We start from the raw sequence: 13,343 nt of genomic DNA, 5'->3' as shown, positions 1-13,343 counted from the left end.
CGCCCCGCCGCGCAGGCCCCGCCGACCGGGCGGGCATCCGCGGGATCCCTCGGCCGCCCATCCCGCCTCGCCGTACGATGGGGATGTGGGACCCCTGCTCGAGTTCCTCGCGGTCTGGTGGTGGACCGCCCCCGCCGCGGCGGGTGCCGGCACCGTCGGATACGTCGCGGCGACGACCGGGCGGCGCCGGGCGCGTCGTCTGGCGCTGGATGCGGCCCGGCACCAGGAACAGCACGCGGTGCGTGAGCTGTTGAGTGCCCGGGCGCGAACGCGTGCCGCGCAGGCCGAGGTGCAGGCGGCTCGCGCCACCCGCAGCGCCTCGCACTCCGAGGCGCGCCGCGCGCTGAACCAGGCGCGCGAGGCTCAGCGCACCGCGACGCTGCTGCTGCGCGCCGCGCGCACGCGGGTGAAGGCGGAACGCGCGCAGCTGGCGGCCCGCGACAGCGAACTGCCGCTGGCGCGGATCGTGCGCGAGCACGACGCGATCGCCGCACGATGGCTCGAGTACGAGACCGATGTCGAACTCGCGATCGCGGTGCCCCAGATGAGCGACCCCCACCATCCGGCGACGGCCGCCTATCTGCAGGCCATGCAGAAGGCGCAATGGCTGCGCCCTCCGGCAGGTGCGACGAGGATGGATCCCGCCGACTTCGTGGCCTACGCCGCTGCGGTCCGGGAGCTGGACGAGGTGTTCGCCGCCGCCGAGACCGCCGCCCTGCGAGCCTCCGCGGAGCGGGGGCGTCGGCGTCCCGAGGTTCCGCCGCGCGAGAGCGCGACCGCATCCGAGGCGCCTCGTGTCATCCGCAGCGAACCCGCGCCACCCGTGCCCGAGACGCCGAGGCGCGCGCCGCGAACCGAGGAGTCCCCGGGAACGGCGGAGCGCGTCGTCCGTGCGGTGTGGCCCGTGCCGCGTCGCACCGGTGGCACCGGTCGCGAACCTCGCCCCTGAACCGGCGCGCACGGCGCGCACCGGCCGCCCCGGGGTCACGACATCTGCACGACCGATCCCGACATCCGCACCTCACCCGCACCACGAGCACACACCGGCACCGCCGATCGTGCAGACGTCGCCCCCCCCGAAGCGGGCGTGGCGTCCGCCGCCGTCAGCGCGGAAGCGTCAGGATCTCTGCGCCGGTCTCCGTGATGGCGATCGTGTGCTCGGTGTGGGCGGTGCGGCATCCGGTGGCGCTGCGCAGCGTCCAGCCGTCGTCATCGGTCACGAGCTGGTCCGTGTCGACCATGACCCACGGCTCGAGCGCCAGCAGCAGGCCCGGACGCAGCACGAACCCTCGACCGGGGCGGCCCGCGTTGGGAACGTGCGGGTCCTGGTGCATCGTCGTCCCGATGCCGTGGCCGCCGAACTCGACGTTCACGGAGTAGCCGGCCTGCTTGAGCACGGTGCCGATCGCGCGGGACAGATCGCCCACCTTGGCGCCCGGCTTCGCGGCCGCAATGCCCGCGGCGAGGGCTCGCTCGGTCGCGTCGATCAGCGCGACGCTCTCGGCGGGCCGGCTCTCGCCGACGATGAAGCTCACCGCCGCATCCGCCGAGATGCCGTCGAGCGTGACGGCAAGGTCGAGGGTCAGCAGGTCGCCGTCGGCGACGCGCTCGTCGTGGGGCATGCCGTGCAGGACGGCGTCGTTCACGGCCGTGCAGATGTAGTGGCCGAACGGTCCACGGCCGAAGGAGGGCGCATAGTCGACGTAGCACGACACCGCTCCGGCACCCAGGATCATCTCCTTCGCCCAGGCGTCGATCTCGAGCAGGTTGGTTCCCGGCACGACGCGCGAGCGGATCGTGTCGAGGATCTGGCCGACGAGTGCGCCCGTCCGGCGTGCGCGGTCGACCTCGGCGGGCGTGAAGATCTCGATCATGGCAGTAACCATTCTCCATGGTCGCCGCCGTGGCCCGGTCATCGGCCTCTCGCTCGACGGACTCCGGGCGGATGCGGCCGGCGCAGCGCCGGGGACACGGCGAACTCCCGCCTCCTGACCCGCGATCGGTGCGCCGTGGCTCCTAACATGGAGAAGTGGATCAGCTGTTCGCGTTCCTCCAGCACAACTGGTGGCTCGCCTTCCCTCTCATCGGCGTCGCCGGCGGCGCCGCCCGCGCGTGGGAGCGAGGCGCGAAGCGGCGGCACGAGAGGCGACTCGAACTCATCCGCGCCAGAAGCGGAGCGATCCCGCAGGCGCCCGTCGAGCCACGACCGGAGCCGACGGCGTCCGCACTCGAACGCACCCTCGCCGAGCACGACGCGACCACGGCGCGATGGCTCGAGTACGAGCTCGACGTCGCGAAGATGATCGCCTACCCCGCCATGAGCGACGGGCGCCAGGATCTCACGGCCGCGTTCCTGCGCGCCAAGCGTGTCGCGGATCGGATGCGGCCGGCATCGGCGGATGCCAAGATCTCCGCGGCCGAGTTGACCGCGTATCAGAACGCCGTCACCGACTACGAGGTGGCTTTCGACGTCGCCGAACGCGAGGCGCGACGAGTACGCGACGCCGGGTTCACGCCGTCCGAGCGCAAACGCCTCGACACCGCCCAGCAACTGCTCTCGGTCGCCGTCGACGAGGCGGCGACCCCCGCCGAGCGCCAGCTCGCGTACCGGCGTGTGCGCGAAGAGCTCGACGGATTGATCTCCCTCTCCGATGCGGCGATCGACGAACTCGAGCGACGCGTCGCCCTCGAGCTGCCGGCGACCGCCGCCCGGGACGAGCCGGCAGGTTCTGAAGCCGGGCCGCCGTCATCAGCGACCGGGTCGGATGAAGAGGGGCACCGACGCGAACCGCCGATGCCCCCGGGCCCCCGCGACGCCCCCCAGCAACACTCACGTCCGTAACGCAGGCCACGTCGTCTCAGGCCAACCGCCTAACGTGGACGCAGTCCAAAGATATACCACGTCCATCTTTCACATCAGGATCCATGCCCGAGTCACTGCGCGCACGTAAGAAGCGCGACACCGAGAACGCGATCGAGATCGCGGCCGTCGAGCTCGCCCTCGAGCGAGGACACGCGAATGTCACGGTCGCCGACATCTGCAAGCGCGCCGACGTGTCGCGCAGCACGTTCTTCAACTACATGAGCTCCCGCGAGACCGCGCTCTTCGGCCGCTCGCTCCATCTGCTGCCGGTCGAGCAGGCCGGCCTCATCATCGAGATGTCGGCGGATGTCCCGCTCACCACCGCGGTCTTCCGGCTCATCATCGCCTCGATCGGCCATGCGCAGATCAACGCGGTGGTCGCGGAGGGACGCAATCGGATGCTCCTCGAGCAGCCCGACACGCAGGCCGCGATCCTCGCGCCCTTCCTGTCGCTGACCACGGAGCTGACGGCATTCCTCGTCCCGTGGCTCGCAGCCCACCCGGAGCGCAGAAGGCTCGCCGACGCGAACACGTCGATCATGCGCGAGGCGTCGCTGACCGTACTCGTGGCCGTCTCCGCCTTCCAGTCGCTCATCTCCGACACGACGGGCACCGGCGACGTGGAAGCCACCGAGGCCGCGTTCCGCGATTCGGTGCGCAAGCTCGCCCTGCTCGCCGACGAGAGCGCTCACTGAACGCCAGAACCACTGAGCACCTCAGCGCGTGGAATGTGAGAGCACGCCGAACGCCAGAACGCGCCGCACCCGGAAGGATGCGGCGCGTTCGGCGACCGTCGTCAGGACGTCAGGGCGTCCACCCACGCCTGGTTCTCGGCGATCCAGTCGGCGACCGCCGGGGCGTAGTCGTTGCCGCTGCCGCCGGAGTTGAACATCGCGTCCTCGAGCGAGTACAGGGTGTCGTTGTCCATCTTGAACGAGGAGAGCCAGTCGTTGACCTCGGGGAAGTCTTCCTTGAAGCTAGACGAGGTCACCGTGTGGATGCCCTCGGCGTCGCCCAGCAGGCCGTCCGGGTCTTCGAGGTCCTTCAGCGGGAAGGCGTTGTAGGCCCAGTGCGGACGCCACAGGGTCACGGCGATGTCCTTGCCCGCGTCCGTCGCCGCCTGAAGCTCGGTGAGCATCGCCGGCGTCGACGACGTCACGAAGTCGAGTCCTTCCAGGCCGTAGCCGGGGATGACCTCGTCCTGGGTGACGGTCACGAGGCCCGATCCCGCCTCGATGCCGACGAGACGATTGTCGAAGACGTCGGCATTGTCGGCGAGCTCGGTGAGCGAGTCGATGGGAGCGTCCTCGTTGACGGCGATCGTCAGCTTGGCCTCGTCGTTCCAGGCGCCGAGATCGACGAGGTCGTCGCCGTAGGTCTCCATGTACTGGGCGTGGGTCAGCGGCAGCCAGGTGTCCAGCGTCAGGTCGTAGTCGCCGTTCGCGATGCCGGTGTAGACCGCTGCGGGGTCCGCGTACTCCAGCTCGACCTCGTAGCCCTGCTCCTCGAGCACGTTCTTCCACAGCTCGGATGCGGCGATGCCCTCGTCCCAGCCGTTGAACACGGCGATCGTGATGGGACGCTCGCCCGAGCCTTCGCCCGCATCGCCGGCAGCCGAGCAGCCGGTCAGGGCGAGGGCGGCGACGCCGGCGAGGGCGATGCCCACGGTGAGATTCTTCTTGGTGACAGTCATCTGCAGTCCTCTCCGTCCGCGTGCTGTCGCGGACAAGGTCGGTACGGCACGTCGAGTGTCGACGGCCGCTCGCGAGTGATGAGCTCGCAAGTCTCGGATGGGTCGACGCGTGCTCAGGCTGCGCGGGCCAGTTCGCGGCGGCGGCGGATGAGCGCGCGCTTCGGGCGGGGGCCCGCGAAGCTCGAGGTGACCCGGTCGAGGATCATCGCGATGATGACGACGGCGAGACCCGCCTCCACGCCCAGCGCGATGTCGATCCGGCTCAGCGCCTGCACGATCTGACCGCCGAGGCCGCCCGCTCCCACCATGCCCGCGATGACGACCATCGACAGGCTCAGCATGATGACCTGGTTCACGCCGGCCATGATGCTCGGAAGAGCCAGCGGCAGCTGGATCTGGCGAAGGATGCGGCCCGGCGACGCGCCGAAGGCGTGGCCTGCTTCCACGACCTCGGTATCCACACCGCGGATGCCGAGCTCCGTCAGTCGCACACCCGGAGCCATGGCGAAGACGATGGTGGCGACGATGCCCGGCACGGGGCCCACGCTGAACATGATGAGGGCGGGGATCAGGTAGACGAAGGCCGGCATCGTCTGGAGGAAGTCGAGCACGGGTCGCACGACGGCTGAGACGCGGTCGCTGCGAGCGGCCCAGATTCCCAGGGGAAGGGCGATGGCGACCGCGATGACGGCGGCGATGATCACGAGCGCGAGGGTGTCCATGGCCGCATCCCACTGATCGATCGTGACGATCAACAGGAGCCCGATCGCCGTGCCCAGGGCGAGCTTCCACCCCTTCGCGAAGAACGCGAGCGCGACGAGCACCGCGATGATCACCCAGAACGGCGGACCGGACAAAACCGTGTCCAGCCCGTCGTAGAGGGCGCGGAAGGCGACGCTGATCCCGTCGAACAGCCAGGAGAAGGTCTTGATGATCCAGCGGACGGCGGTCTCGACGACGTCGCCGAGGGGAAGACGGAAGAGATCGTTCATCGGGCACCTCCCGTGCTCGTGGCGGCGGGTTCGTCGACGACGGCGAGCGTCTCGGTGAGGACGCTCGCCGGCACGGATGCGGGAACGTCGATGATCGGGTTCTCCCGCGTGACGGCGGGAACGTTGCCGAGGGCTGCGAGCAGGGTGACGCGGGGGATCACGCCCACGAGACGCTGACGCTCGTCGACCACGGCGACGGGGTAGGGCGATTCGACGGAGTGCTCGACGACGTCCGTCAGCGGGTCGTCGGGTCCGACCACCTGCTGCGCGCGCTGCACGATGCGGCGGAGGTCGGTCTCCCCCGCCTTGACCGCGCGGATCACGGCGCGGTCGGTGACGGCGCCGATGTAGCGGCGGTTCTCGACGACGGCCACCGCTCCCGCCTGCAGATCGCGCATGACGCGCAACGCGCCCCGCATCCCTGCAGACACGGGCGTCGTCGCCTGCGGCGGCGCCATCACGGACGAGGCGGTCAGCACGCGAGCCCGGTCGACGTCCTGCACGAACTGCGCGACGTAGTCGTTCGCCGGGTCGGTGAGGATCTCCTCCGGGGTGCCGTTCTGCACGATACGCCCGTCGCGCATGACCGCGATGCGGTCGCCGAGGAACATGGCCTCGTTGAGGTCGTGGGTGATGAAGACGATCGTGCGACCGAGCTCCTGCTGCAGCTCGATGAGCTGCTCCTGCATCTCGCGGCGGATGAGGGGGTCGAGGGCCGAGAACGCCTCGTCCATGAGGAGGATGTCGGTGCCGGAGGTGAGGGCGCGGGCGAGCCCGACGCGCTGGCGCATTCCGCCGGAGAGCTCCCCGGGCATCGCATCGACGCGGTCGCCGAGACCGACCTTGTCGAGGATCTCCCGGGCGCGCTCGCGGCGCTCCTGCGTGCCGACACCCTGGATCTCCAGCGCGTAGGCGGCGTTGTCGAGCACCGTGCGGTGCGGCAGGAGCGCGAAGTGCTGGAACACCATCGAGATCGACGAGCGTCGGATGCGGCGCAGCTGCGCGGCCGAGGCGGTGGTCACGTTCTGGCCCTGCACGAGCACCTCGCCGGCGCTCGGGGGCAGCAGTCCGTTGAGCATCCGGATGATCGTGGACTTGCCGGAGCCGGAGAGGCCCATGATCACGAAGATCTCGCCCGGGTCGACGGTGAAGCTCGCGTCGATCACCGCGGCCGTGCCGCGCTCCGACACCTCGGCGCGGGTCTTGCCCGCGCGCAGCTGCTCGATGACGGACTTGGGATTCTTGCCGAAGACCTTGAACAGGTTCCGCGCCTCAATGGCATGTTCGACACTCACGTGGATTGCACCTCGGCAGTCCGGTGCACAGACTGCATCGGTCACGCCCGGGTGGACGACCACGGGCGGTCGCGTCGGGAGGCGCAACACGCACGGGCTCCGGGCATAGGGCCCGGGCACGGTCGCCGACCGTACGCTCGCCGACGCGCTCCCGAAGGGGCATCAGGCGACCGCGGACTGGTCGTGGGGCCCGGCGACGGGCCTTTTCCAACGTGTCATGCGTTTTCGGGGTTCGCAAGTCGGCCTCGGCGGTTGCCGCATCCGGCCGATCGCGCTACCGCGCCCGCGTGATATCAAACGTCGCGCGCGGGCGCGCAGGGAATCGCGATTCGCTCACTTGACACGCGCGCTTCCGTCGTTGCATGGTTAGTTAGTCAAGTAATGAACCACCGAACGGGGATCCAGTGATCGAAGAGGGCAAACCGCTCTTCCTGCAGATCGCGGAGAGCGTCGAGGACGCGATCGTCGACGGCAGCCTCCGCGAGGAGGACCAGGCGCCGTCGACGAACGAGCTCGCCGCGTTCCACCGCATCAATCCCGCCACCGCGGCAAAAGGAGTCAACATGCTCGTCGACAAGGGAGTGCTCTACAAGCGCCGCGGCGTGGGCATGTTCGTCGCCCCCGGCGCCCGCGAGGTGCTGCTGAGCGAGCGCCGCACCGCGTTCGCCGACCGCTTCGTCGAGCCTCTGCTGGCCGAGGCCCGCAGGCTCGGACTCGGCCCTGAGGACATCACCCATCTCATCGCAGACCGCGCCGCCGCCACCCGCAAGGCCGACACCGACACCGACACCAACGAAGGAGTGAAGCCGTGACCGCCGTGATCGAGGTCAGCGCACTGACCAAGCGATACCGTGACACCGTCGCGATCGACGACGTCAGCTTCCGGATCGAGAAGGACGCCATCTACGGTCTTCTCGGACGCAACGGAGCCGGCAAGACGACGATCATGTCGATCCTCACCGCGCAGAACTTCGCCACCTCGGGACAGGTGCGCGTGTTCGGCGAGGACCCCTACGAGAACGCCCGCGTGCTCTCGCGGGTCTGCTTCGTGCGCGAGAGCCAGCGCTACCCCGACGACGCCCTGCCCGTTCACGCGTTCCGCATCGCCCGGCTCTTCTTCCCGAACTGGGACCAGGAGCTCGCCGAGCGCCTCATCGCCGACTTCCGCCTTCCGATGAAGACGCGCATCAAGAAGCTCTCCCGCGGACAGCTCTCCGCGGTCGGTGTCATCATCGGCATCGCCTCGCGCGCCGAGATCACCTTCTTCGACGAGCCGTACCTCGGACTGGATGCGGTCGCCCGTCAGATCTTCTACGACCGCCTCCTCGAGGACTACGCCGAGCACCCCCGCACCATCATCCTGTCGAGCCACCTGATCGACGAGGTGTCGAACCTCCTCGAGAAGGTGATCGTCGTCGAGGGCGGACGCGTGCTGCTCGACGAGGACACCGAGGCGCTGCGCGAGCGCGCGACGAGCGTGATCGGCGACGCCGAAGCGGTCGACGCCTTCGTCGCCGGCCGCGAGGTGCTGCACCGCGAGAGCCTCGGCCGCGTCGCGTCCGTCACCGTCCTCGGCGCGCTCACCCCCGACGAACGCGCGCGCATGCGGGATGCGGGCCTGGAGCTCGCTCCCGTCTCCCTCCAACAGCTCGTGGTGCGCCTCACGCAGCGCGTCGAATCCCCCGCTCTCGAGAACGGAGTCGTGCGATGAACCGCATCCAGAAGGTCGTGCGCATGCAGCTGACCAACAGGCAGACCTTCCTCTGGGTTCCGCTGATCGTCCTGGGCGGCGCCTTCGGCCTCAGCCTCGCGGTCTATGGCATCCTCTACAGCGCCGGGGTGACCGGCGCCTTCTACGGCGGTGGGGCCCAGGCGCCCCTCTGGTACTTCGCGGTCATCGGCGCCCAGGCGCTGACCATGACGTTCCCGTTCTCGCAGGCGATGAGCGTGACGCGACGCGAGTTCTTCCTCGGCACGATGCTCACGGCCGTGCTCACCGCCGCCATGCTCGCCGTGATCTTCGTCATCGGCGGGCTCATCGAGACAGCGACCGGAGGCTGGGGTCTCAACGGCTACTTCTTCGCCGTCGGGGTCATCTGGGAGTCCGGACCGGTGTTGGCGGGACTCTTCTACTTCGTGCTCGCCATGCTGTTCTTCGTCTCCGGCTTCTGGGGGGCGACGATCTTCAAGCGCTTCGGCACGTTGTGGCTGGTCGTGACCCTCGTCGCGGTCGCCGCGGTCATCGTGCTCGCCCTGTTCGCCGTCACGCGCATGGACGCCTGGCCGTCGGTCATCGACTGGTTCGCATCGATCGGATTCGGCGGCATCACGCTCCTGGTCGCGGGGATCGCCGCGGTGCTCGCCGCCATCGCCTTCCCGACGCTGCGCCGCACCACCCCCTGACGACGGATGATGGAGGGGGCGCGATCTCGGACCGATACCCGGATCGCGCCGTCGACAAGGAGCACAGCATGAGCGATTTCGCACGACGCATCGATGCCATCACCGTCGATCAGCTGCGATCCACCGGGGCCACCAAGTGGTCGGCGGAGGACGGCACCCTGGGCGCGTTCGTCGCGGAGATGGACTTCGGCATCGACCGGAGGATCACCGAGGCGCTCCACCGCGCCGTCGACGCAGGGGCGTTCGGCTACATGCCCAGGGGGATGGCCGCCGACCTCTCCGAGGCCACGGCGGAGTTCGTCGGGCGCCGCTACGACTGGCAGGTTCCGGCGGCGGATGTCTGGGGCGTCCCGGATGTCATCGTGGGCCTGGAACTCGCGATGGAGCACTGCTCGGCTCCGGGTTCCAAGATCATCGTGCCGACGCCGTCGTACATGCCGTTCCTCTTCGTGCCGCCGATGCGCGGACGAGAGGTCATCGAAGTGCCGCTCGTCGTGCGCGACGGCCGCTACGAGTTCGACCTCGACGCCCTCCAGCGGGCGTTCGACGACGGCGGCAACCTCCTGCTGCTGTGCAACCCGTACAACCCGGTGGGCCGCGTGTTCAGCCGCGACGAGCTCGTCGCCGTCTCCGAGGTGGTCCAGCGCAACGGCGGGCGCGTGTTCTCCGATGAGATCTGGGCTCCGCTCGTCTTCAGCGGGTCGACCCACATCCCGTACGCGTCGATCTCCGAGGCCGCCGCTCAACACACGATCACGGCGATGAGCGCGTCCAAGGCCTGGAACCTGCCCGGGCTCAAGTGCGCGCAACTCGTGCTCACGAGCGACGCCGACCGGGAGACCTGGACGAAGATCGGCCCCTTCGCCGGCCACGGCACCAGCAACCTCGGCGCCGTCGCCAACGCGGTCGCCTACCGCGACGGCGATGACTGGCTCGCCGAGCTCGTGCCCTACCTCGAGCGCAATCGGGACGTCCTACGAGACCTCGTCGCCGAGGAGATCCCGGGGGCATGGATGCCGAAGCCAGAGGGAACCTACGTGGGATGGATCGACTTTCGCGGCGCCGGCCTCGGGGACACACCCGCCGAGTTCTTCCACCGGGCAGCATCCGTCCAGCTCACGGAGGGGACCATGTGCGGCGTCGCCGGCACCGGCTTCGCGCGTCTCATCTTCGCGACTCCGACGCCGGTCCTCGAAGAGCTCGTCCACCGCCTCGGCGCCTCGCTGCGAACGCGATCGGCCGCCTGAGGTCGCAGCCGCGACCGTCACGCTCCTGCGTCTCGGAGCGACCCGCGATCAGTCGGTGGCGGATGCGGCGGCCTCGTGGTGACGGATCACCTCGGCCACGACGAAGTTGAACCACTTCTCGGCGAACGCGGGGTCGAGATCCGCCTGCAGTGCGAGACTCCGCAGCCGGGCGAGCTGCCGTTCCTCGCGCGCGGGGTCGGAGGGGGGAAGCCCGTGCTCCGCCTTCAGCGCTCCGACGGCCTTCGTGCAGCGGAAACGCTCCGCCAGCATGAAGGTCAGCGCCGCATCGATGTTGTCGATGCTGGCGCGCAGCCCCTGGAGGGTGGAGATCGGGTCGACGGGCTCGGTCATGGCGTCCTCCTCGCGCTCGACACTACCGCGCGGGCCGCGCCCTAGAGTGTGGTCATGACCGATGAATCGGCTGGGTCCGTCGAGCCCGCATCCGCCCCGCCCACCGTCACGGGCCTTCGCTGGCGCGCCGTGCACCACCCGTTCGCCCTCGGGTTCTTCGTGACGCTCGGCGGCCTGCTCGCACTGGTGCTGGGGCTCGCGGTCTCGAACCTGTCCACGGTGCTCATCTACGTGGCTTTCGCACTGTTCGCCGCCCTCGGCCTCGACCCGCTCGTGCGATTCTTCGAGAAACGCGGCGTCGCACGCGTCTGGGGCATCGTGATCGTGTTCGTCGGGTTCGCGATCGTGCTCGCCGGGGTGCTGCTGTTGATCATCCCCACGGTCGTCCAGCAGATCGCGGAGTTCGTCAACGGCGTTCCGCAGCTGTTCACGACGTTCCAGCAGAGCGATCTGTACCGCACCCTCCACGACACCTTCGGCAGCGTGCTGCCCGACATCCTCTCGCACGTTCAGGACTTCATCACCAATCCCACCAACATCGCCTCGATCAGCGGAGGCGTGCTCAAGGTCGGCGTCTCCATCGTCACGGGAATCTCCGGCGGCATCATCGTCCTCGTGCTGAGCCTGTACTTCACGGCCTCCCTGCCGACGATGAAGAAGTCGCTCCTCTCGCTCGCTCCCGCCTACTCGCGCACCAAGGTCGCTTCCCTCACCGAGGAGATCGCCGACTCCATTGGCGGGTACCTGCGCGGCATGGTCGTGCTGGCCCTGTGCAACGCCGTGTTCGTGCTCATCATGTTCCTGGTGCTCGGGCTGCCCTTCCCGCAGCTGTTCGCCGTGGTCGCGTTCTGCATCACCCTCATCCCTCTCGTCGGAACGGTGCTGTTCTGGGTGATCGGCTCGGTGTTCGCCCTGTTCGCGAGCCCGATGGGCGCACTCGTGTTCGCGATCGCCTATCTCATCTACATGCAGCTCGAGGCATACCTGCTGACACCCCGCGTCATGAACCGCACGATCTCGATCCCGGGATCACTCGTCGTCATCGGCGCGCTCGTGGGCGGAACGCTGCTCGGGCTGCTGGGCGCGCTGGTCGCGATCCCCGTCACCGCCTCGGTGCTGCTCATCGTGAAGCAGGTCATCATCCCCAAGCAGGACGCGAAACTGCATCCCGACGCCTGAGCGGGTCTGCGTTTCGACTCGCCTTCGGCTCGCTCAACGACCGGTGGGTGCACCAGGTCGTTGAGCGCGTTTCGACTCGCTCCACTCGCTCAACGACCGGCAGGGGCACCCGAAACGTGGCGAACCGCTCAGCGGACGGGCATCAGGCAGGTCGGGGACGGTACGGCCACGCGCGAGCGCACGCGCGCCGCGATTCCGGTGCGAAGATCCAGGGCGACGGCCGCGACCTCATCCGAGCGCTGACCGGCGACGAGCACGGTGTCGCGGGAGACGACGTGATGGCGCGGCCAGTCCACGCCGCTGTCGGCCAGGGCGACGAACTGCAGCTGCTCCCCCGCGCCGGCCACCCTTACGGTGGCGAGCGTGTTGCTGCCGCGCACCCCGGCCACGAGGAATGAGCCGTCGGAGGATGCGGCGAGCTCGGCCGCGGTATCGCCGTCGAGCGTCCCCGCCAGCTGCACGCCACCGATGAGACGCCAGGCGCCCGACGCATCCGGTGCCAGCACGAACACCTCGCGCGAGAGCTCGGCCACGACGTAGAGATGACCGCTCGGATGCCAGACGCCATGGCGCGGGCCGCTGCCCCGGGGCAGCACGACCTCGCCCGCCGCACGCAGCCCGTCGCCGGAGGGGCGCCAGAACCGCACGAGATCGAAGCCCATGTCGGTGGTGGCGACGGCGCCGCCGGGGAGAAGGATGCTCTGGTGGGCGTGCGGGGTGCGCTCCAGAACGGGGGTCTCGAGCTCCGGAGCGAGAGGCGCCTGCGAGTCCCCCAGGTGCGGGATGAGGTGCGCGTACTCTTCGCCGGCCGCATCCCGCAGGGCGCGGGCCGCCGCCTCCAGGCTCACGTCGGCCGCCTCGGCGACGGCGGTCGACACCGACATTCCCGAACCGGCATACGGATCGACGGGAGCCGGCGCGAGCGAAGTCCGCGACGGGCGACCGCCGGCGTCCAGGGTCATCCGCACGACGCGTCCGTCGCCCCAGCACGTCGCCATGAGCCAGGCGCCGTCGGGCGCGACGGCGATGTGGCAGACCGCCTCGCCGGCAGGGACCGCCGGACCGAGGCGCTCGTACCGGGACTCACCCGTGCGACGGAAGGCCTGTACCGCACCCGATGACTCGAGAGCCGCGTAGATCACGTCGAGGACGGGGTGGCGCGCGACCCACGAGGGCGACCCGTCGACGGGGGCGACCACGCCGGCGAAAGCGAGCGCCGATCCCGCGAGCGACTGGTCGGCGGCGCCGGCGTGCAGCTCGCCGATGCCCTCGCCGATGCCGTCCATCTCGGCGCCGTAGCCGCCGGTGAGCAGGCGCACG

General features: G+C 69.6%; 14 protein-coding genes. 8 read left to right on the top strand and 6 right to left on the bottom strand.

Annotation, left to right across the window (positions count from 1 at the left end; translation table 11 throughout):
- Positions 1 to 85: 85 nt before the first annotated feature.
- A complete protein-coding gene (locus tag QE374_RS09565) occupies positions 86 to 949 on the top strand; it encodes a hypothetical protein (protein WP_309734320.1) in 864 nt (287 codons plus the stop codon).
- 154 nt (positions 950 to 1,103) lie between these two features.
- Here the strand turns inward: QE374_RS09565 and map are convergent, their stop codons facing one another.
- On the bottom strand, positions 1,104 to 1,874 hold the full coding sequence (gene map, locus QE374_RS09560) for a type I methionyl aminopeptidase (RefSeq protein WP_309734319.1): 771 nt from the start codon (positions 1,872 to 1,874) through the stop codon (positions 1,104 to 1,106).
- A gap of 155 nt (positions 1,875 to 2,029) precedes the next feature.
- Between map and QE374_RS09555 the strand changes: the two genes are divergently transcribed.
- Together QE374_RS09555 and QE374_RS09550 are read left to right on the top strand one after the other, a co-directional pair.
- Entirely contained in the window at positions 2,030 to 2,842 is an 813-nt protein-coding gene (locus QE374_RS09555; protein ID WP_309734317.1) for a hypothetical protein, read from the top strand.
- Between the two features lie 83 nt (positions 2,843 to 2,925).
- Complete coding sequence (locus QE374_RS09550) at positions 2,926 to 3,558, top strand: TetR/AcrR family transcriptional regulator (RefSeq protein ID WP_309734315.1); 633 nt, start codon at positions 2,926 to 2,928, stop codon at positions 3,556 to 3,558.
- A 101-nt stretch (positions 3,559 to 3,659) separates the two neighbouring features.
- On the opposite strand, the gene QE374_RS09545 is transcribed toward QE374_RS09550, so the two are convergent.
- The 3 genes from QE374_RS09545 to QE374_RS09535 form a co-directional block, all read right to left on the bottom strand.
- Positions 3,660 to 4,556 (bottom strand): glycine betaine ABC transporter substrate-binding protein, encoded by an 897-nt coding sequence (locus tag QE374_RS09545; protein ID WP_309734313.1) that lies wholly within the window; start codon positions 4,554 to 4,556, stop codon positions 3,660 to 3,662.
- Positions 4,557 to 4,669: 113 nt separating this feature from the next.
- A complete protein-coding gene (locus tag QE374_RS09540; protein WP_309734311.1) occupies positions 4,670 to 5,548 on the bottom strand; it encodes an ABC transporter permease subunit in 879 nt (292 codons plus the stop codon).
- Positions 5,545 to 6,843, bottom strand: coding sequence for a glycine betaine/L-proline ABC transporter ATP-binding protein (locus tag QE374_RS09535; RefSeq protein ID WP_309734309.1), 1,299 nt, complete (start codon positions 6,841 to 6,843; stop codon positions 5,545 to 5,547). Before QE374_RS09535 ends, QE374_RS09540 begins: the two co-directional genes overlap by 4 nt.
- A gap of 404 nt (positions 6,844 to 7,247) precedes the next feature.
- Between QE374_RS09535 and QE374_RS09530 the strand changes: the two genes are divergently transcribed.
- From QE374_RS09530 to QE374_RS09515, 4 genes are all read left to right on the top strand, one after another.
- The gene (locus tag QE374_RS09530) at positions 7,248 to 7,655 is read left to right on the top strand and encodes a GntR family transcriptional regulator (RefSeq protein ID WP_309734307.1); all 408 of its coding nucleotides are present in this window, start codon (positions 7,248 to 7,250) and stop codon (positions 7,653 to 7,655) included.
- Positions 7,652 to 8,554, top strand: a complete 903-nt coding sequence (locus QE374_RS09525) for an ABC transporter ATP-binding protein (RefSeq protein WP_309734305.1) — start codon at positions 7,652 to 7,654, stop codon at positions 8,552 to 8,554. Before QE374_RS09530 ends, QE374_RS09525 begins: the two co-directional genes overlap by 4 nt.
- Positions 8,551 to 9,246: a hypothetical protein gene (locus tag QE374_RS09520; protein WP_309734303.1), complete on the top strand. Its 696-nt coding sequence runs from the start codon at positions 8,551 to 8,553 to the stop codon at positions 9,244 to 9,246. Before QE374_RS09525 ends, QE374_RS09520 begins: the two co-directional genes overlap by 4 nt.
- 68 nt (positions 9,247 to 9,314) lie before the next feature.
- A complete protein-coding gene (locus QE374_RS09515; protein ID WP_309734301.1) occupies positions 9,315 to 10,493 on the top strand; it encodes an aminotransferase class I/II-fold pyridoxal phosphate-dependent enzyme in 1,179 nt (392 codons plus the stop codon).
- 48 nt (positions 10,494 to 10,541) lie between these two features.
- Here the strand turns inward: QE374_RS09515 and QE374_RS09510 are convergent, their stop codons facing one another.
- On the bottom strand, positions 10,542 to 10,844 hold the full coding sequence (locus tag QE374_RS09510) for a chorismate mutase (RefSeq protein ID WP_234074159.1): 303 nt from the start codon (positions 10,842 to 10,844) through the stop codon (positions 10,542 to 10,544).
- A 54-nt stretch (positions 10,845 to 10,898) separates the two neighbouring features.
- Between QE374_RS09510 and QE374_RS09505 the strand changes: the two genes are divergently transcribed.
- Positions 10,899 to 12,023 carry an AI-2E family transporter gene (locus QE374_RS09505; RefSeq protein ID WP_309734298.1) on the top strand — a complete coding sequence of 375 codons (1,125 nt, stop codon included), beginning with the start codon at positions 10,899 to 10,901 and terminating at the stop codon, positions 12,021 to 12,023.
- 128 nt (positions 12,024 to 12,151) lie between these two features.
- Here the strand turns inward: QE374_RS09505 and QE374_RS09500 are convergent, their stop codons facing one another.
- Positions 12,152 to 13,342: a beta-propeller fold lactonase family protein gene (locus QE374_RS09500; protein ID WP_309734297.1), complete on the bottom strand. Its 1,191-nt coding sequence runs from the start codon at positions 13,340 to 13,342 to the stop codon at positions 12,152 to 12,154.
- Position 13,343 lies beyond the last annotated feature (1 nt).

The sequence above is a fragment of the Microbacterium sp. SORGH_AS_0428 genome (assembly GCF_031453615.1).
In the GTDB taxonomy this organism is placed as follows: domain Bacteria; phylum Actinomycetota; class Actinomycetes; order Actinomycetales; family Microbacteriaceae; genus Microbacterium.
The sequence above is the reverse complement of the archived record's forward strand: the minus strand, read 5'-3'. Positions and strand labels throughout refer to the sequence as shown.

Excerpts from the sequence above, each read along its gene's own strand:
- map (WP_309734319.1), bottom strand. The coding sequence starts at position 1,874 with ATGATCGAGATCTTCACGCCCGCCGAGGTCGACCGCGCACGCCGGACG.
- QE374_RS09550 (WP_309734315.1), top strand. The coding sequence starts at position 2,926 with ATGCCCGAGTCACTGCGCGCACGTAAGAAGCGCGACACCGAGAACGCG.
- QE374_RS09545 (WP_309734313.1), bottom strand. The coding sequence starts at position 4,556 with ATGACTGTCACCAAGAAGAATCTCACCGTGGGCATCGCCCTCGCCGGC.
- QE374_RS09540 (WP_309734311.1), bottom strand. The coding sequence starts at position 5,548 with ATGAACGATCTCTTCCGTCTTCCCCTCGGCGACGTCGTCGAGACCGCC.
- QE374_RS09520 (WP_309734303.1), top strand. The coding sequence starts at position 8,551 with ATGAACCGCATCCAGAAGGTCGTGCGCATGCAGCTGACCAACAGGCAG.
- QE374_RS09515 (WP_309734301.1), top strand. The coding sequence starts at position 9,315 with ATGAGCGATTTCGCACGACGCATCGATGCCATCACCGTCGATCAGCTG.
- QE374_RS09510 (WP_234074159.1), bottom strand. The coding sequence starts at position 10,844 with ATGACCGAGCCCGTCGACCCGATCTCCACCCTCCAGGGGCTGCGCGCC.
- QE374_RS09505 (WP_309734298.1), top strand. The coding sequence starts at position 10,899 with ATGACCGATGAATCGGCTGGGTCCGTCGAGCCCGCATCCGCCCCGCCC.